The organism is Parabacteroides sp. HGS0025 (assembly GCF_000969845.1).
Taxonomy (GTDB): Bacteria; Bacteroidota; Bacteroidia; order Bacteroidales; family Tannerellaceae; genus Parabacteroides; species Parabacteroides gordonii.
This window is the reverse complement of record NZ_KQ033902.1, coordinates 3,714,194-3,731,988: the sequence shown is the minus strand read 5'-3', so window position 1 is coordinate 3,731,988 and position 17,795 is coordinate 3,714,194. Positions and strand designations below refer to the sequence as shown.

15 protein-coding genes are annotated in these 17,795 nt (G+C 43.0%); 11 read left to right on the top strand and 4 right to left on the bottom strand.

Features of this window, described 5'->3' with window-relative positions; genetic code table 11:
- Together HMPREF1212_RS14565 and HMPREF1212_RS14560 are read left to right on the top strand one after the other, a co-directional pair.
- Positions 1-831, top strand: coding sequence for a glycosyltransferase family 2 protein (locus HMPREF1212_RS14565; RefSeq protein ID WP_046149852.1), 831 nt, complete (start codon positions 1-3; stop codon positions 829-831).
- A gap of 8 nt (positions 832-839) precedes the next feature.
- On the top strand, positions 840-1,805 hold the full coding sequence (locus HMPREF1212_RS14560) for a glycosyltransferase family 2 protein (protein ID WP_046149851.1): 966 nt from the start codon (positions 840-842) through the stop codon (positions 1,803-1,805).
- Positions 1,806-1,904: 99 nt separating this feature from the next.
- On the opposite strand, the gene creD is transcribed toward HMPREF1212_RS14560, so the two are convergent.
- The 3 genes from creD to HMPREF1212_RS14545 form a co-directional block, all read right to left on the bottom strand.
- Positions 1,905-3,236, bottom strand: coding sequence for a cell envelope integrity protein CreD (gene creD, locus HMPREF1212_RS14555; protein ID WP_046149850.1), 1,332 nt, complete (start codon positions 3,234-3,236; stop codon positions 1,905-1,907).
- Positions 3,237-3,299: 63 nt separating this feature from the next.
- Positions 3,300-3,590 (bottom strand): winged helix-turn-helix domain-containing protein, encoded by a 291-nt coding sequence (locus HMPREF1212_RS14550; protein WP_046149849.1) that lies wholly within the window; start codon positions 3,588-3,590, stop codon positions 3,300-3,302.
- Positions 3,587-4,210 carry a hypothetical protein gene (locus HMPREF1212_RS14545; protein WP_232430105.1) on the bottom strand — a complete coding sequence of 208 codons (624 nt, stop codon included), beginning with the start codon at positions 4,208-4,210 and terminating at the stop codon, positions 3,587-3,589. The genes HMPREF1212_RS14550 and HMPREF1212_RS14545 overlap by 4 nt, the downstream gene beginning before the upstream one ends.
- 203 nt (positions 4,211-4,413) lie before the next feature.
- Between HMPREF1212_RS14545 and HMPREF1212_RS14540 the strand changes: the two genes are divergently transcribed.
- The 5 genes from HMPREF1212_RS14540 (at position 4,414) to HMPREF1212_RS14520 (ending at position 9,228) form a co-directional block, all read left to right on the top strand.
- Positions 4,414-5,664, top strand: coding sequence for an ATP-binding protein (locus tag HMPREF1212_RS14540; RefSeq protein WP_046149847.1), 1,251 nt, complete (start codon positions 4,414-4,416; stop codon positions 5,662-5,664).
- A 104-nt stretch (positions 5,665-5,768) separates the two neighbouring features.
- Positions 5,769-6,797: an agmatine deiminase family protein gene (locus HMPREF1212_RS14535; protein ID WP_046149846.1), complete on the top strand. Its 1,029-nt coding sequence runs from the start codon at positions 5,769-5,771 to the stop codon at positions 6,795-6,797.
- Complete coding sequence (locus HMPREF1212_RS14530) at positions 6,794-7,669, top strand: carbon-nitrogen hydrolase (protein ID WP_046149845.1); 876 nt, start codon at positions 6,794-6,796, stop codon at positions 7,667-7,669. Before HMPREF1212_RS14535 ends, HMPREF1212_RS14530 begins: the two co-directional genes overlap by 4 nt.
- A gap of 1 nt (position 7,670) precedes the next feature.
- Entirely contained in the window at positions 7,671-8,657 is a 987-nt protein-coding gene (locus tag HMPREF1212_RS14525; protein ID WP_046149844.1) for an aminodeoxychorismate synthase component I, read from the top strand.
- Positions 8,641-9,228: an aminotransferase class IV family protein gene (locus HMPREF1212_RS14520; RefSeq protein WP_046149843.1), complete on the top strand. Its 588-nt coding sequence runs from the start codon at positions 8,641-8,643 to the stop codon at positions 9,226-9,228. The genes HMPREF1212_RS14525 and HMPREF1212_RS14520 overlap by 17 nt, the downstream gene beginning before the upstream one ends.
- 29 nt (positions 9,229-9,257) lie before the next feature.
- Here the strand turns inward: HMPREF1212_RS14520 and recQ are convergent, their stop codons facing one another.
- Complete coding sequence (recQ, locus tag HMPREF1212_RS14515; protein WP_046149842.1) at positions 9,258-11,090, bottom strand: DNA helicase RecQ; 1,833 nt, start codon at positions 11,088-11,090, stop codon at positions 9,258-9,260.
- 347 nt (positions 11,091-11,437) lie between these two features.
- Between recQ and HMPREF1212_RS14510 the strand changes: the two genes are divergently transcribed.
- The 4 genes from HMPREF1212_RS14510 to HMPREF1212_RS14495 all read left to right on the top strand — a co-directional run bounded on the left by HMPREF1212_RS14510 (position 11,438) and on the right by HMPREF1212_RS14495 (position 17,786).
- The gene (locus tag HMPREF1212_RS14510; protein ID WP_046149841.1) at positions 11,438-12,724 is read left to right on the top strand and encodes a DEAD/DEAH box helicase; all 1,287 of its coding nucleotides are present in this window, start codon (positions 11,438-11,440) and stop codon (positions 12,722-12,724) included.
- 59 nt (positions 12,725-12,783) lie between these two features.
- Positions 12,784-13,377 carry an RNA polymerase sigma-70 factor gene (locus tag HMPREF1212_RS14505; RefSeq protein ID WP_046149840.1) on the top strand — a complete coding sequence of 198 codons (594 nt, stop codon included), beginning with the start codon at positions 12,784-12,786 and terminating at the stop codon, positions 13,375-13,377.
- A 79-nt stretch (positions 13,378-13,456) separates the two neighbouring features.
- Positions 13,457-14,473: a FecR family protein gene (locus HMPREF1212_RS14500; RefSeq protein ID WP_046149839.1), complete on the top strand. Its 1,017-nt coding sequence runs from the start codon at positions 13,457-13,459 to the stop codon at positions 14,471-14,473.
- Between the two features lie 28 nt (positions 14,474-14,501).
- Positions 14,502-17,786 carry a SusC/RagA family TonB-linked outer membrane protein gene (locus HMPREF1212_RS14495; protein WP_046149838.1) on the top strand — a complete coding sequence of 1,095 codons (3,285 nt, stop codon included), beginning with the start codon at positions 14,502-14,504 and terminating at the stop codon, positions 17,784-17,786.
- Positions 17,787-17,795: the final 9 nt, after the last annotated feature.

The window sequence follows — 17,795 nt, the reverse complement described above, 5'->3', positions numbered from 1 at the left end:
ATGGAAAAAATTCCGGTATCGGTTATTATTCCGGTGAAAAATGAAGAAAAGAACCTTCCGCGTTGTTTGTCTTTATTAAAAGATTTTTCTGAAGTTATCGTGGTGGATTCGCACAGTACGGATAAAACGCCACAAATAGCTGAGGAATATGGTTGCCGTTTGATCGAATTTACATGGAATGGCCGATTCCCCAAAAAACGGAACTGGGTATTGAGGAATGTGGAATTACAGAATACCTGGGTATTGTTTTTGGATGCGGACGAATCGGTAACGGAAGACTTTATCGCTTGTATCAGAAAGATTATAAAGCATACGGATTACAATGGCTTCTGGATTTATTATAACGATCATTTTATGGGCAGGCAATTGAAGCATGGAGTGAAGATGCGAAAGTTGGCTTTGTTTAGAAAAGACAAGGGGGAATACGAGCATATCGACGAACATGCCTGGTCGCATCTGGATATGGAGATTCATGAACATCCGGTTATAGACGGAAAAGTAGGCGTGTTGCCTGTTCCATTGATTCATAACGATTATAAAGGACTGGAGCATTATATAGCCAAACATAATGCTTATTCGACCTGGGAGGTTCATCGTTTTTTTCAATTGATAAAATCCGAAACCCCTTTGACGTTCCGGCAGAAAGTGAAGTATTTCCTGCTGGATAGTTGGTTTTTGGCTCCTTTGTATTTTCTGTATGCTTATTTTTTCCGTTTAGGAATGCTGGATGGCAGAGCTGGGCTACTATTCAGTCTCTATAAAATGCAGTATTTTTTTCAGATAAAAAGTAAAATCATTGAACTTAAACGGATAAGTGTAATAAATAACTAATAGAACAGATGGATATAAAAGTTTCAATAATTATTCCGGTGTATAATGTTGCACCTTTTCTTGATAAATGTTTATCATCCTGTGTCAATCAAACGTTTCAAGATATAGAGATTATTGTTGTGAATGACGGATCGCGAGATGAATCATCTCAGATTATTGCTGCATATGCAGCAATAGATGATCGTATAAAAGTAATTACAAAAGAAAATCAAGGGTTGATTTATGCCCGTAAATCAGGTTTGGAAGTGGCTTGCGGAGAATATGTGTTTCATCTGGACGGAGATGATTATATAGAACCGAATGCAATAGAAATATTATATGATGAGGCGATAAAACAGGATGCAGACTATGTTGTTGCTAATTACTATGATGTATTAGGTAATGAGCGGCATGAAGTTTGGCGTAATAGCAGAATGAAAGGTTTATCCGGTGAGGCTTTTTTTCTCTGTATGCTTCGCGGAGGATATGAGTTATGGGCGCGGTTGATAAGGCGGTCTTTATGCGATGATATCATTTACAAGCCTGTGGTTAACGGAGAGGACTTATTTACTACCATGCAGATTGTGTTGAAGGTAAAGAAACCGGTGGTGGTCGATGCTTGCCTGTATAATTATGTAAAGCGTACGGGGTCCCTGACTAACCGGAATGAAGAAATAATGTGGAAATCTAAATTTTATATGATAAGATCTGTGTTTTCACTTCTGGATGTGTATCCTTACACTCAACCGATCAGGGAAAGAGTCTATTTGATGTTTTTTTCTTTTTTTCTGGAATGCATAAGCCAAAAGAAAATGGAGGTTAAAACTATTCTGTATGATTATTATTGGAATAAAAAAGAAGTAAAAGCTTTTCTGTGGAGGAAAAGGATAGATTTTTATTTAATGATAAATACTTTTTTCGTATTTCCCTCTATAGCGAGTTTGATCGCAAGAATCTATTTGTATATGATTTGTTTATGGCGTAAGTTTAAATGATTTTTCGATATGCATATTATACCCGAATGATACAAAAATAGCGATTGTGTTTTAGTTGTACCATCCGGGTATAATGTGAGCATTTATTTTTATCTCTGATCAATCGTTGGGTGTTTCTTCCTCTTGTCTATACCAATTAATTTTTCGTGAGAAGAACATGATAATGCCTAATATAATAAACAACCCCACACTTCCTATCAGCAACGCGATATCTTCCAGCTGAAGCACTACATAAAGGAATATGTAAAGCATACAAAGCATGGCAGCCAAACCGCCTGTCTGCACCTTATTCTTAAAGATGCTATGTGTATAAACCGTGATCAGTCCGATAGTCGCTATGCTGGCTATCAGGTACGCGATGCCGAAGTTTATTTGTTCGGAGATCGATAAAAGCAGGCTGTAGAACAGGATCAAGGCAATGCCGACCAGCAAATACTGGATGGGATGGATGCGTTTTTTTGTCAGTATTTCGACAAAGAAAAAGACGACGAATGTCAGTGCGATGAACATGAATGCGTATTTTGCCGAACGCATATTTTGCTGGTAATGGTTTACCGGGTCGATCAGGTTGACACCGAAAGAGGCATCTTCGAAAGTCTCCACCTGATTGTCTATCCATGTTTCAGGGATGCTGCGGTTGAAGCGGAGGACACTCCAGCTTGCATCAAATCCGTTTTCGGTAATGGTATGTTCGGGGCTGAAGTTTCCGATGAAGCCGGGGGATTTCCAAGTGCCGGCAACATGGACTTTGGAGGTTTTGCCTATAGGTATGAAATTGATATTACTACTACCGTTCAGTTTTATTTTGCAATTGAAGTTTAATGGCTGGCCGGTTAAAAGGGTGTCGGCATTATTTAGACTGACTACCAATATCTTTCCCATCAACCTGTCGTAATTACCGGCGGCTTCTACCGGATACTGTTTGTTGTCGAGCGTAAAGCTGATATTTTCGGTGATACCTCTCAAGTCGGAAACCCCAATGGTCAGGTAGGCTTGATCCCAATGGATGGTGCTGTTGTCGGTCTTCTGGTAATTGATCTTATCGAAGTTTCCGGACAGGTCTATTTCACTTTTGTAGAGGATCGTTTTATAGATCCCGTAATATCTTTCCTCAGGGAATAGTTGTGTGTCGATATTCAGGTTTTCAGGCGTGATGCTTATCGTATGTTGCTGAAAGACCGTTTTGTTGTTGACATCCACATGAGTGGTGGTGTAGGGGATTGTGAGTACCGGGCCGCAGATGGTCTGGGCATTGCTCCATTTGGCATTGATCTTTTCGATTGTTTCGACACTTCTGTCTTGTCTTTCCCGTATCAAATCCTGGATCATTATGCCCGGAATAAGTAGGATAATGGTCAGAAAACCGATAACCAGCGCTTTGAATGTGATAGACTGGTTGATTTTTCCTGCTTTTTTAATTGTTGTTTCCATAATCTTAAGCTGTTTATTGTGTCTAAAAAGTACTTTGTGTTTCAAAGTGAATAGGTAAAAAAATTATTTGATAAGTTCTTCTAAAGCGTTCAGATGCTCTTTGAAGCTTTTCCGTCCTTCTTTAGTGATCATATATTGTGTATTGGGTTTCCGCCCGATGAATTGCTTGGAGGACTGGATATATCCGATAGTCTCCAATGCTTTCAGGTGGCTGGCCAGATTCCCGTCGGTCAGTTCCATCAGTTGCTTCATCGTGTTGAAGTCAGCCGATTCGTTCACCGAAAGAATAGACATAATACCTAATCGTATACGGCTTTCAAAAGCTTTATTTAATTTGGATATTATGTTTTTCATTCCTTTTTCAGATCATATTTAATATACATGGCCGTGCCGTAAATGATGTGGCAGACTCCGAACCCGATTGTCCAGAGCAGGAGGCTCCAATCCGGTAACAGGGCCGCGAGTATTCCCAGTATGACTTCCGTCAGGCCAAGATAATGGACTTCGTCGAGGGTGTATTTGGATACATTGATCAACGCCAGGCCATAGAAAGTCAGCGTCATTGTAATAGCCATCGGCAGGTCGCCGCGCAACAGGAAAATAAGGGCAAAGATACCACCGGCTACCAAAGGAATACCGAGGTTGTAAAGTGTCTTTTTTATCAGGCTCTTGGAGGGCATCAGGTTTTTCTTAACCGACTTTCTCCACGAAAAGTAGATACCGAAACAAATAGAAAAGAGCAAGACGGCGGAAGCATCCGTTATCAGTAATGTTATTTCGCGGAACATGGCTTCGTGGGTCGTTTCGAAGCCGGCGGTTGAAGGTTCCTGCAAAATATGGAAATAGGCGAGTGCCGCGCCAATAATAGCAATAATCCCGGCTGAAATACCGGATAGCCCGCTTAATGACAGGAATTTGGATGATCTTTCCATCATCTCGCGTATTGCTTTTATGTCTTCTAATTGTTTGTTCATATACTTATGATAAAAAGTACTTTGTGATGCAAAGTTAATAAGGTTTCTGAATATACCAACTACAAGGAGGTGTTTTTTATGAGTATTATGAATCAGGATTAAAGTTTAGTCGGTTGTTTTCATTGAACTATGCTCTCGTTTGAAGGAAAATATATAACTTTGTGTTCGAAAAACTGTCACATGTGACATTTATTAGCAAATTAATGATTGTAAACAGAAGTACATACATAGATAAGCTCCAACGATCTAAGGGCAACGGTCTTATTAAAATCATAACAGGGCTGCGTCGTTCCGGCAAATCATTCCTGCTAAAAAAACTCTTTCGTCAACATTTGCTGGATGAAGGAGTTTCAGACGATCATATCATTATCATAGATATGGAGAGTCGGAAAAACAAGGTATTTAAAGATCCTGATTACCTGTTGGACTGGTTAGACGGACGGATGGTCGATGATTCTACCTATTACATCATCGTCGATGAGGTTCAAGAAGTAAAGGATTTTGTGGAAGTCCTTTCCAGTCTGTCTGTGACGGAAGGCACGGATGTATATGTAACAGTATCCAATTCGCGCTTCCTTTCGTCGGATGTTGTTACGGAGTTTAGGGGACGAGGTGACGAGATTCATGTATGGCCATTGTCATTCCATGAGTTCATGTCTGTGTATGAAGGTTCGAAGGAAGACGGATGGGCTGAATATCTGATGTATGGCGGTCTACCCCAATTGCTGACGCAGGATGGTGACGACAAGAAATCAGAGTTTCTTCGCCGTTTGTACCGTACTGTTTATTTGCGTGACATTTATGAACGGAACAATATAGAATTGAAGCCCGAGTTTGAAGAACTTTCTCAAGCGCTTGCCTCAAGTATAGGTGCTCCCGTGAATGCCTCGAACATAGCCAATACATTCAAGTCGGTAAGCAATGTCCGGAATATTTCCGATAAGACCGTATCTACATATCTGGAATATATGCAGGACGCATTTCTAATCGAAAAGTCGGAGCGATACGATATAAAAGGACGTAAATATATCGGTTCTTTGTATAAGTGCTATTATCAGGATATCGGTTTGAGAAATGCCATTCTTTCATTCCGGCAGATCGAGCCCACACATCTGATGGAGAATGTTATATATAACGAAATGAGGAGACGCGGCTGGCTTGTGGATGTAGGTAATATCTATCACCGTATTAGAAATTCAGAAGGACAGCAGCAAAGGGTAACGTTAGAGGTGGATTTCGTCTGCAACAAAGGAAGCGAACGAATCTATATCCAGTCGGCATGGCGTATGCCGGATGAAGAGAAGATGGAACAGGAAAAGCGTTCGTTGCGTTTGGTTGGCGACTCTTTCAGAAAGTTGTTGATAGTGGGTGAACACACCAAATCATGGAGCGATGAGAACGGTATACAGATGATGAGTATCTACGATTTCTTGCTTGACATGGCAAGTCTTTAGCCTGATTAGTAAGTATCAGCTTTCTGAAAACAGTGGATTTTACATGTGATCGCTTGCTTTCAATAAATGCTTATCTTTGTAACCAGAAAATAAATTTAGCAGACATGGAGAATAAAACAATATTGCCGGCCGAATGGTATCCGCAAAGCGCGGTTCAACTGACCTGGCCACATGAAGGGACTGACTGGGCACCGATACTGGACGAGGTGGTTCCTTGCTTTGTCTCGATTGCCAAAGAAGTTATCAAACGGGAAAAGTTACTGATCGTTTGTCCGGATGAATCGCTGGTACGCTCCCAGTTGGGAGAGGTGGATTATAGCCGTATCATCTTTCGCGAAATGGAGACGAACGATACCTGGGCACGCGATCATGGAGGTATTTCTGTCTTTGAGGAAGGCATACCGGTGGTGTACGATTTCGTCTTTAACGGCTGGGGCATGAAGTTTGCGGCTAATCACGATAACCTGATCACACGTAAATTATTCCACGGGAAGACGTTTGCGGAGGAGGTCGTTCCGGTCAATATGCAACCGTTCGTATTGGAAGGCGGTAGTATCGAGTCGGACGGAAAGGGTACTTTACTGACTACGGTCGAATGCCTTTCTTCCGTGAACAGAAATGAATACCTTCAGCAGGAAGAGTTGGAAAGCTACCTGAAACAGGTGTTCGGCCTGGATCGTATCCTGTGGCTGGAAAGCGGCTACCTGGCGGGCGACGATACCGATAGCCATGTCGATACGCTGGCCCGTTTTTGTAGCGAAGATACGATTGCCTATGTACAATGTACGGACGAAGAAGATGAACATTTTGCCGAATTACAGGAAATGGAGGAGGAGCTGAAAGAGTTCACCCAGGCCAACGGCGAACCTTACCGCCTGATCGCTTTGCCTATGGCGGATAAAGTGGAATGGGAGGGTGAACGTTTACCGGCTACTTATGCCAACTTCCTGATTATAAACGGGGCGGTCTTGCTTCCTTTCTATAATTCACCGAAAGACGAGGTGGCTAAAGCTGCCTTGCAAGAAGCTTTCCCAGACAGGGAGATTGTAGGTGTCGATTGTTTACCGTTGATTAAACAACATGGTTCGTTGCATTGTGTGACAATGCAATACCCGAAAGATTTTATCGTATGAAAGTAGGATTAATTCAACAGGCAAATACCTGTGACCGGACAGATAATATAAAGAAACTGAAAAATAGCATCCGGCTTTGTGCGGAAGAAGGTGCGGAACTGGTCGTGCTACAAGAGTTGCATAACGGGCTCTATTTCTGCCAGACAGAAGATACACAGGTGTTCGACCAGGCAGAACCAATTCCGGGGCCATCTACCGAAGCGTTCGGTGCACTGGCGAAAGAGCTGGGTGTCGTTCTGGTGCTTTCCCTTTTTGAAAGGCGTGCGCCGGGACTCTATCATAATACGGCGGTGGTGATCGAACGTGACGGCACGATTGCCGGAAAGTATCGTAAAATGCATATACCGGATGATCCGGCTTATTACGAGAAATTCTATTTTACACCGGGCGACCTGGGCTTTGAACCCATACAGACTTCGGTCGGTAAACTCGGCGTGCTGGTTTGCTGGGATCAATGGTATCCGGAAGCCGCCCGCCTGATGGCTATGAAAGGAGCCGAAATGCTGATCTATCCGACCGCCATCGGTTGGGAAAGTAGTGATACGGAGGAAGAGAAGAAACGCCAGCTGGATGCCTGGGTAACCGTGCAACGGGGTCATGCCGTAGCCAACGGACTTCCGGTGATTACCGTGAACCGTACGGGACACGAGACGGATCCTTCGGGGCAGACAAACGGTATCCGGTTCTGGGGGAATAGTTTTGTGGCAGGCCCGCAGGGAGAGTTGCTGGCTGAATTTCCGAATGACCATGAAGAAGTCCGCGTGGTAGAGATAGACAAGGCACGTAGCGAGAATGTGCGCCGTTGGTGGCCTTTCTTCCGCGACCGCCGTATCGATGCATTTGGCGGACTGACAGAGCGATTTTTGATCTGATATGAAATTATGCAATAAGGAAGAAGCCGTCCGGTACATGAATCGATTGGGATTTTCCGGACGGCCTTTTATCTTTGTCGTCGATTATAAGCAGGAACAGGTTTGGATAGGGGAGACGGATACTATCGATCCGGAAGAGTTGCTATACGATCTGAATGGTTTCACCAATGTTATCCCGGAGACGGTGGCATTGCCGGATAAACAGGTGGTGTGGCATACCGATCCGGTTTCGTATGAAGCCTATTCCCGGTCTTTCCGTATTGTCTCCGATCATATTCATGCCGGTAATTCGTATCTGGTGAATTTGACCTGTGCCACTCCGGTACAAACGAACCTGACCTTGAAAGAGGTTTTTGCCTGTTCGCATGCCCCCTATAAATTATGGACGAAGGATCGCTTTGTCGTCTTCTCCCCCGAGATATTCGTGCGTATCGAGGACGGTTTTATCTATTCTTATCCGATGAAAGGGACGATCGACGCTTCTTTGCCGGATGCCCGCGCACGCATCCTGGCAGACGGCAAGGAAGAAGCGGAACATGCTACGATTGTCGATCTGATCCGTAACGATTTGAGCCAGGTGGCATCGGAAGTGACAGTTACCCGTTATCGGTATATCGATGAGTTGCTTACCAACAGAGGACGTTTGTTGCAGGTCAGTTCCGAGATAAGAGGAAAGCTGGACGGGAGCTGGCAGGCTTCTTTGGGAGAAATCCTTTTCAGCCTCTTGCCGGCCGGTTCGATCACCGGTGCGCCGAAGAAAAAGACGATGGAGATCATTGCGGAAGCGGAGACGTATGACCGGGGATTTTATACGGGCGTGACCGGCTATTTTGACGGCCGTAAATTGGATAGCGCCGTCATGATCCGTTTCCTGGAAGAGCAGGACGGACGGCTGGTGTTTAAGAGTGGAGGTGGCATCACTTCCCGGAGTGATTTGCAGAGTGAATATAACGAAATGAAACAAAAAGTATATGTGCCAATTTATTGAAACAATCCGTATCGAGAATGGGAAGGCCCTTAATCTGGGCTTTCATAACTACCGCTTCAACAAGACGCGGAGGGATATATTTGAATGTAACTTGCCCGTTAACCTGGCTGATTATATCCAGCCCGGTGAGTATACCGAACGTACCAAATGCCGTATCGAATATCAGGATGAAGTAGAAAAGGTGGAATATCAGCCTTACACGATCCGTCCGGTGAAGAGCCTGAGGATGGTAACATCCGACGGGTTGGATTACACCTATAAGAGTAGTAACCGGCAGAAGCTGGATGAATTATTCAAGCAGAAAGGTGAAGCCGACGATATATTGATTATCCGCGACGGCTTTCTTACAGATACCTCGATAGCCAATATCGCCCTATGGAATGGCGAACAATGGGAAACACCCGAAAAGCCTTTGCTGGAAGGGACGATGAGAGCGTCTTTATTAGGCAAAGGGCTGATTGTTCCCGCCGAGATCCGTCCGCAGGATCTGTCGCGCTATTCCCTGATCCGTCTGTTCAATGCGATGATCGGTTTCGGAGAGATAGAACTTCCCGTTCAACACATCCTTTAAAAGAAGAAAGTAACCGGCAAAGTAAAGTGTTATCCCTCTTTGGGTAACCGTAGTACGAACCGTATCAGTGCTACAAATACTTTGCCGTACTTGTCCAATTTGATTTGCCCTACACCATGTATCTCGCTGAACTCGTCCAGCGTGACGGGTTTCTTTTGTACCATATCTTCCAGCGAATCATCGGAGAAGATGATATAGGCCGGTGTTTGTTCCCGTTCGGCGATCTGCTTGCGGAGTTGTTGAAGCGAGTCGAGCAATGTCTCTTCGACGGAAGCCGCCTGTATCGGTTTGATCGGGCGGTATTTGAATTTGCCGTCTTTCTTGCGTAAGAATACCTTTTCTTCCGTTTCTTTGTAAATGGCCATCATGGCTTTCTGCTCGCCGAACAATATTTTTCTTCCCAGTGGCGTTACCTTTAGTATACCGGCATTTACGTAATCTATCTCGATATATCCCAACTGGAGCATCTGGTACAGATACTCTTTCCACTCCTTGTAGGTCAGGTCTTTTCCTGCTCCGTAGGTCTTTAGTTTATCATATCCCTTTTCGGTGATATCCGCTTTTTCTGATCCACGGAGAATATTGATCAACATATTCATGCCGACAAACTGACCGGTACGGAAGATGGCGCTAAGTGCTTTCTGAACCAATATGCTACCGTCGAAGCGTTGAGGGGGATTCTTGCAGACATCGCAATTTCCGCAATCCTGATCGCTTTCTTCTCCGAAATAACTGAGCAGGATACGGCGGCGGCAGATATCCGCTTCGCAATAACGGCGCATCCGGTTCAGTTTCTGAAGATTGACATCCCGCTGGCCACTTTCCTCGGCAAAACGACGGAGCACGAGCAGGTCGCCCACCGAATAGAACAGCAAGGTGTCGCTCTTCATCCCATCCCGTCCGGCACGACCTATCTCCTGGTAGTAGTTTTCAATGCTTCCGGGCATATTGTAATGTACAACCCAGCGGACATTGCTTTTGTCGATTCCCATACCGAAAGCAACCGTTGCACAGACAACATTTACCCGATCGTTGATAAAATCATCCTGTGCCTTTTCGCGCATCGCGGGCGTAAGTCCGGCATGATAGGCGGTTGCCTTGATCCCGTAGGAAGAAAGCTCTTCAGCCAGTTTTTCGGTACTGTTCCGGCTCATGCAGTAGACGATACCGCTCTGCTTTCGGTGTGCATGGATGAAATGGACGATGGCGGCCGTTTTCTCTTTCTTGTTTAGTCCCCGGCGGATCGTCAGGGAAAGGTTGGGACGGTCGAAAGAAGAGACGAATACTTCCGGATCGCGCAGGTTCAACTGGTTGATTATATCCGTACGCGTCACCTTGTCGGCGGTCGCGGTCAGGGCGACGATCGGTATTTTAGGGAAATGTTCCTTGAGTACCGCCAGTTGCGTATATTCCGGCCGGAAGTCGTGCCCCCAATGCGAGATACAATGGGCTTCGTCGATGGCTATCAACGATATATCCATGCGGGGAAGCAGCCAGTGGAGCTCACCGATCAGTCCTTCGGGGGAGATATAAAGCAGCTTGATCTTTCCCTGGATGCAGAGTTGTTTGACTTGTTGCCGTTCTTCGTCAGGCATCATACTATTGAGTGCGGCGGCCGGAATACCGTTGGCCACCAATCCGCCCACCTGGTCTTTCATCAGTGCGATCAAAGGGGAGATAACAACCGCCGTCCCCGGCAGATAAATAGCCGGTAGTTGGAAGCAAATCGACTTCCCCCCACCGGTAGGCATCAGCACCAGTGAATCCTCTTTCCTCAAAATACGTTGTATGATCTCCGCCTGTAATGGGCGGAAAGAAGTATACCCAAAGAACTTCTTTAATAGCAACAGCAACTCTTTCATCGTCCTAAAATCAATTCACAAAGATAGTATAATTTCTAATTACCTTTCATGTTCCTATTATTATTAGGAAGATCGCGGTTATTTCCCTTGGGATAGAGTCGCTTATCTCCCTGCTCTAGCGGATCGGCCTTGACCTGGTATTATTTTATACTGTTCTTCTATTCATACCACAGCTGTGGTATGAAAGAAACTCAACTGTGATATGAACGGAATCCAACTGTGGTATGAACCGGCTCCGGTTGTGGTATGCAATAATATTTCCGTGAAATGCGTAATTGTGGGTATATTTGCCTATCTTTGTCCCATTATTTATTTAACGAGCCGTGATGGCTCAACATTATTATTAGATGACATTTGAACAATTAGAACTGATAGAGCCGATACAAAAGGCTCTGCAACAAGAAGGTTACACAATTCCAACCCCTATACAAGCAGAAGCAATTCCCTACGTTTTAGATGGTTATGACTTATTAGGTTGTGCACAAACCGGAACAGGCAAGACGGCTGCATTCTCTATACCGATCATTCAGAATTTGTATAATGAACGCCAGAATGGCAAAGTACGCGGTATCAAGGCATTGATCCTGACACCTACCCGTGAGCTGGCTATCCAGATCGGGGAAAGCTTTACGGCCTACGGCAAATATGCCGGCATAAAACATACCGTTATATTCGGCGGAGTAGGACAGAAGCCCCAAACCGACGCTCTCCAACGGGGAGTGGATGTGCTGATCGCAACGCCCGGACGCCTGCTCGACCTGATCAACCAGGGATTTATCAGCCTGAAGTATCTTGATTATTTCGTGTTGGATGAGGCCGACCGTATGCTCGACATGGGATTTATCCATGATATCAAACGTATCCTGCCTTTATTGCCCAAGAAGCGTCAATCCCTGTTTTTCTCGGCTACCATGCCGCCCGAAATAGAACGTCTGGCGGGTACGATCCTGCACGATCCTCAGAAGGTGGAAGTTACGCCCGCTTCGTCGACGGTGGAGAAGATCGACCAATCTGTCTATTTTGTGGAGAAGGCGGAGAAGGTTAGCCTGCTTACCCATTTGCTGAAGGATTCTTCGTTGGAGTCGGTGCTGGTATTTACCCGAACGAAACATGGAGCCGACAAGGTGGCCCGTGTCCTGGCAAAAGCGAATATCGGAGCGGAAGCCATCCACGGAAATAAAAGCCAGACGGCGCGCCAGCGTGCATTGACCAATTTCAAAGATCATACCACCCGTGTACTGATCGCAACGGATATCGCCGCACGCGGTATCGACGTGGATCATCTTTCGCACGTGATAAACTATGAATTGCCGAATGTTCCGGAAACATATGTGCACCGTATCGGACGTACAGGCCGTGCCGGTCGTAGCGGGGTGGCTTATTCTTTTTGTGATGCGGAGGAAGTACCTTACCTGAAGGATATCCAGAAGCTGATCGGCAAGCAGATACCCGTTGCCGGTGGAAACGAATTCGAAACGGCCGATGTGAAAGCAGCCGTGGCGGAAAAGAAAGAAGCCATCAAACAGGAGTCCAAACGCCGCAATATGTTCGGTAGCAAACGCGACGGTAGTTACTGGCGCAATAAGAAGCGGGCGGAAGGCGGAAATCAGAAGGTTGCTAAAAAGAAACCGTAAAGTGCCCTGTACTTTGCAGATTTTCCTTATTTTTGTGCAAAGTATGAAATGGAGTATAGATGCCGGAGATAAGAGAGGATACTATAAAACGATTAAATAAGGGAGATACAAAATCATTTGAATTATTGTATTCCACCTACTATGTATACCTTTGTGCTGTTGCGACTAAATATATATTTAATTCCGAAACAGCTCGCGAAATAGTAAATGATGTATTTTTAAGTGTGTGGAACAATCGTTCCACACTAACATACCCTGCACAACCCTACCTGATCCGTTCCGTACAGAATCGTTGTTTGAATTATCTTCGTCAGCAGCATCTTAAGATGGTTCCTATTTCGGAAGCGCAGGAATATTTATTTTCTATACAAGAACAACAAATCACAGCCGAATCTCATCCATTGGCTTATCTCGAAAATAAAGAATTTGAAGAGAAGATCTATCGAGCCATAGATCAGCTTCCCAAAAAGTGTAGGGATATTTTTGTACAGTACCTATATCATAATAAATCGTACGACGAGATAGCGCAAACATATAATATTAGTACGAGCACGGTGCGTGTGCAGATCAAGATCGGATTATCTAAACTTAGAAACAGTTTAGGCGATTTATACCCACTTTTCCTTCTCCTGTTTAATTTATATCAAAAATAATTGCATTTACTTTAAACGCAATCGATATTTCTTGTGTATATAAGAGAGACTAACTGATAAAGGCTAGCTTGATGATTATATGCGAATAGAAAACGAACACATAGAAGAACTACTTTTCAGATACTTTGCCGGAGAATTGACGGAAGAACAGAGTAAAGAATTACAGGTATGGTTGGAAGCAGACCAAAGGAATAAAAAGTTTTATTTTGAGATGGCGGAATGGTGGGCGACTGTTCATGTACCCATTTATGCATCCGATATGAAAGCTAATTTTGAAAAACATTTTAGTGGCCTGATGCTGTTGGAAGGACATCAAAGTACTAAAAAACGTAGTCAATGGACAACGTGGTCTAAAATTGCTGCAGTTGGTTTATTGTTGATTTCAGTAGGTATCGGATTTTATCAATTAGGAAATAAACGTATTGATGATGAGCAGTTGGCTTATTTTGAGACTGTTACGCCGATGGGGACACAATCAAAAGTTATATTACCGGATAAGTCGGTTATATGGGTCAACGCGGGCTCTTCCCTTCGCTACAGTAAAGATTTCAATAAGAAAGATCGTCTAATATATCTGGAAGGGGAAGCTTATTTTGAGGTTGCCCGCGATACCTTGAAACCGTTTATGGTTAAATTAGATGCATTAAGTGTTAAGGTACTGGGCACTAAGTTTAATGTAAAAGCGTATAAAAATGATCAGACTATTGATGTCAGTCTGGTTTCAGGAAAAGTGAATGTTTGTTTAGGTGACGAGATAAAGCATAGGGAAGAACTCAAATTATCTCCAAATCATATGTTGAGTTATAATAAGGAAACCGACCAGGTAGAGATGAAAGATATTGAAGGACATGATGCTTACGATTGGACAAACGGGACTCTCCGTTTCGAAGAAAAATCGTTTGTGCAAATAGCTAAAGATTTGGAACGTAAATATAATCTTCAGATTTATATAGAAAGTAATAGGTTGAAGAAAGAGGTGTTTACTGGTAGTTTTTCCGGTTACTATACGCTTGATGATATCTTACGTGAAATAGATGTAGAGCATAAATATATTTGGAAACAAACAGCAAATAAATTAGTGATTAAAGATAAATAATGAACAGCACTATTTAAATCTAACTAACATGGAAATAAACTATTTTAAGAGAACCGGGAAATGGATGCTTTCGGCATGTATTGTAGCAAGTGTCCCGATGATCCCAAGTACAGTGTTGGCTTCTGAGTTACAGACTTGTATCGTATCTGTACAGATGGAAACTACAACATTGAAAGAACTTTTCGACTTGATCGAAAAAGAGTTTTCCTATTCTTTCCTTGTCAGGAATAACGACATTGATCTGACTGAACGTGTTTCAGTTGAAATGAAGAATCGGTCGGTAGAAGATATCCTGAGAAGCGCTCTTAAAAATCAGTATGCTGATTTCATTGTAAACGATAATAAAATTATTGTTTACAAGGTTGTTTCTAAGCAGGATAAAAGTATTACAGCAACACAAGTATCTCAGCAAAAAACAATGAAGGTACAAGGAACTGTTGTTGACGGGATGACCAATGATCCGATTATTGGGGCAAACATTGTTGTTAAAGGTACTTTGAATGGAACAAGTACGGGGCTTGACGGGAATTTTGAATTGGAAGTTCCCGAAGGTACAGTATTGGAGATATCATATATTGGTTACCTGAAAAGTGAAGTGAAAGCTAAGGCAGGTAAAATGACAATCAAAATTAAAGAAGATACACAAGCTCTTGACGAAGTTGTTGTCGTAGGTTATGGCGTTCAGAAGAAAGAGAGTTTGACTGGTGCTTTACAGGTTGTATCTTCAGAGAAATTATTAGACATAACAACTTCAGATGTAACAACGATGTTGTCAGCTAAAGCTCCTGGCGTATGGGTCGGTTCAGGAGGCGGTCAACCTGGAGCAGAAGGGAATGTGTTAATACGTGGTAAATCAACGATCAATGGAAGTTCTGCTCCGCTTTGGGTTGTTGACGGTGTCATAATGGGGGAAGATGCTGGTCAATTGAACCCGAATGATATTGAATCGATCTCTGTTTTGAAAGATGCAGCTTCAACGGCAATTTATGGATCAAAAGGAGCTAATGGTGTTATCATGGTAACAACTCGACAAGCCAAAACAGGTAAAGCGGTTATTAGTGTCAATGCAAAATGGGCTGCTACTAGTCTGGTGAAAGGGAATATGAAAATGATGAATGGCTCTCAGTTGTATGATTTCTTTCAACAGTATACAAATCAAGAAGCTATAACCTTTAACAGATATAATGAAAGTCTGCGTGATAAGAATTATGATTGGTGGAAAAATGGTAGTCAAACAGGATTTGCACAAGAGTATAATATATCGGTTGCTGGTGGTTCGGAAAAAATGAAGACTTATCTTTCAGCAGGTTTATACGATGAAACAGGTGCGGTGAAAGGTTTTGATTTCCGTCGCTACACCCTTCGTTACAATATGAACTATCAGGTAAACGATTGGTTAACTTTGAAACCTAAATTTTCAGCTGCACGTAGAGAGGCTGACGACTGCCAACATAGTTTGGAAGCTATGTATACGAATCTACCCTGGGATTCTCCTTATGATGACAATGGTGAGTTGATTCAACAACATATACCGACAAATTGGGTGGCTCAGGATAAAAGTAATTATTTGTATGATTTACAGTGGAATTATAAGAAGAGTACCCGCCATGAGGCATCTGTTAATGTTGATTTTGATATTAAATTAACAGATTGGCTAACTTTTGCATCGGTCAATAATTACCGTTATATGGCGAATGTTTTGAAAGATTATACTGATCCCCGCTCTTCGGGGGGAGAATCTGTGGAAGGTATTATTCGTGATCGTAATAATAATACAACTCGTCTTTATACCAATCAACTATTACGTTTCAATAAGACGTTTGGGAAACATATGCTGAATGGCGTTTTAGCTTATGAATGGAATACCAAACGTTATGAAACAGCAGATCAGTCTACACAAGGATTTGCTCCGGGGTTCTCTGTTGCTGCCGTTGGGGCAACTCCGCGTACTGCAACTGGGTCATTGACTGAATATGCCGTTCAATCATTGTTATTTAACGCTAATTATTCATATGATCATAAGTATTTGGCACAATTCTCTTTCCGTCGTGATGGTGCATCTAATTTTGGTTCTAATGCTAAATATGGTAATTTCTTTTCCGTTAGTGGAGGTTGGAATATCCATCAGGAAGATTTTTTTGATTTTGACTGGGTACAGCAGTTAAAGATACGTGCTAGCTATGGTTCTGTTGGCAACCGGCCTATGGATGATTATCCACAATATATGTTGTACAAAGCAGATTTGAAATATAATGCTGCTCCAGGAGCTATGTTGAATCAATTGGAAAATGCAGATTTGACATGGGAAAAAACTTATACGGCTGGTATAGGATTAGACATGATTTTATTTGATCGCCTGACTTTAAATTTGGATCTTTATTCAAAGAAAACAACGGATTTGTTGTATCAGGTGCCTATACCAGGTGTAGTTGGTGTTAATTCCTTTTGGCAGAATGTAGGGCAAGTAAATAACAAAGGGGTGGAATTTTCTACAACTTATGATATTTTGAATAATAAAGAACTAAAATGGAGTATTTCTGCTAATATTGCTAAAAATCGTAATAAGATAGCAAAGCTTTACGGTAATGGTGATCCGATTACTGTTTCTAATGGAGGTGCTAATATTATTGGTGTTTTGGATAAAAGAATGGAAGTAGGCCATGATTTGGATTCTTGGTATGGTGCAGAATGGGCAGGTGTAGATCCACAAACCGGTGATCCGCAGTGGTATTATACAACAGAAAGTGGAGTACGTGAAAAAACAAATAGTTACAGCCTGGCACAAACCAGTAAAGTAATTTTAGGCTCTATGACTCCGAATTTCTTTGGTGGTTTCGGTACAGAGTTTGCATGGAAGAATCTGACAGTAAGTGCAAATTTCGGTTATTCTGTTGGAGGAAAGATTTTTAGTTACAACCGTACTGTATACGACTCTGATGGCGCTTATCCTACCTATAATCAGCAAATTATGCTGGATAGCTGGAGCCGTTGGCAGAAACCCGGTGACATTGCTACACATCCAAAATTAGTATACGGGAATACGTCTAATTCAAGCAAACCATCTTCTCGCCAATTGGAAGATGCTTCTTACCTACGAATGAGGGTTTTGACTATTGGTTACTTATTACCCTGGAAAATTCCTCATGTAGACGGAGTCCGTATTAATGTAAGCGGTGAGAACTTGTTTACAATAACAGGCTTCTCAGGTCCTGATCCGGAAATGATCAATACTGATGATGGACGTGTTGGTGCTTTTGTCAATGCTTATCCTCAGACACGCAAGTTCTTATTAAGTTTGAATGTAACATTATAAAGATCTCAT

Excerpts from the sequence above, each read along its gene's own strand:
- HMPREF1212_RS14565 (WP_046149852.1), top strand. The coding sequence starts at position 1 with ATGGAAAAAATTCCGGTATCGGTTATTATTCCGGTGAAAAATGAAGAA.
- HMPREF1212_RS14560 (WP_046149851.1), top strand. The coding sequence starts at position 840 with ATGGATATAAAAGTTTCAATAATTATTCCGGTGTATAATGTTGCACCT.
- creD (WP_046149850.1), bottom strand. The coding sequence starts at position 3,236 with ATGGAAACAACAATTAAAAAAGCAGGAAAAATCAACCAGTCTATCACA.
- HMPREF1212_RS14550 (WP_046149849.1), bottom strand. The coding sequence starts at position 3,590 with ATGAAAAACATAATATCCAAATTAAATAAAGCTTTTGAAAGCCGTATA.
- HMPREF1212_RS14545 (WP_232430105.1), bottom strand. The coding sequence starts at position 4,210 with ATGAACAAACAATTAGAAGACATAAAAGCAATACGCGAGATGATGGAA.
- HMPREF1212_RS14540 (WP_046149847.1), top strand. The coding sequence starts at position 4,414 with ATGATTGTAAACAGAAGTACATACATAGATAAGCTCCAACGATCTAAG.
- HMPREF1212_RS14535 (WP_046149846.1), top strand. The coding sequence starts at position 5,769 with ATGGAGAATAAAACAATATTGCCGGCCGAATGGTATCCGCAAAGCGCG.
- HMPREF1212_RS14530 (WP_046149845.1), top strand. The coding sequence starts at position 6,794 with ATGAAAGTAGGATTAATTCAACAGGCAAATACCTGTGACCGGACAGAT.
- HMPREF1212_RS14525 (WP_046149844.1), top strand. The coding sequence starts at position 7,671 with ATGAAATTATGCAATAAGGAAGAAGCCGTCCGGTACATGAATCGATTG.
- HMPREF1212_RS14520 (WP_046149843.1), top strand. The coding sequence starts at position 8,641 with ATGTGCCAATTTATTGAAACAATCCGTATCGAGAATGGGAAGGCCCTT.
- recQ (WP_046149842.1), bottom strand. The coding sequence starts at position 11,090 with ATGAAAGAGTTGCTGTTGCTATTAAAGAAGTTCTTTGGGTATACTTCT.
- HMPREF1212_RS14510 (WP_046149841.1), top strand. The coding sequence starts at position 11,438 with ATGACATTTGAACAATTAGAACTGATAGAGCCGATACAAAAGGCTCTG.
- HMPREF1212_RS14505 (WP_046149840.1), top strand. The coding sequence starts at position 12,784 with ATGCCGGAGATAAGAGAGGATACTATAAAACGATTAAATAAGGGAGAT.
- HMPREF1212_RS14500 (WP_046149839.1), top strand. The coding sequence starts at position 13,457 with ATGCGAATAGAAAACGAACACATAGAAGAACTACTTTTCAGATACTTT.
- HMPREF1212_RS14495 (WP_046149838.1), top strand. The coding sequence starts at position 14,502 with ATGGAAATAAACTATTTTAAGAGAACCGGGAAATGGATGCTTTCGGCA.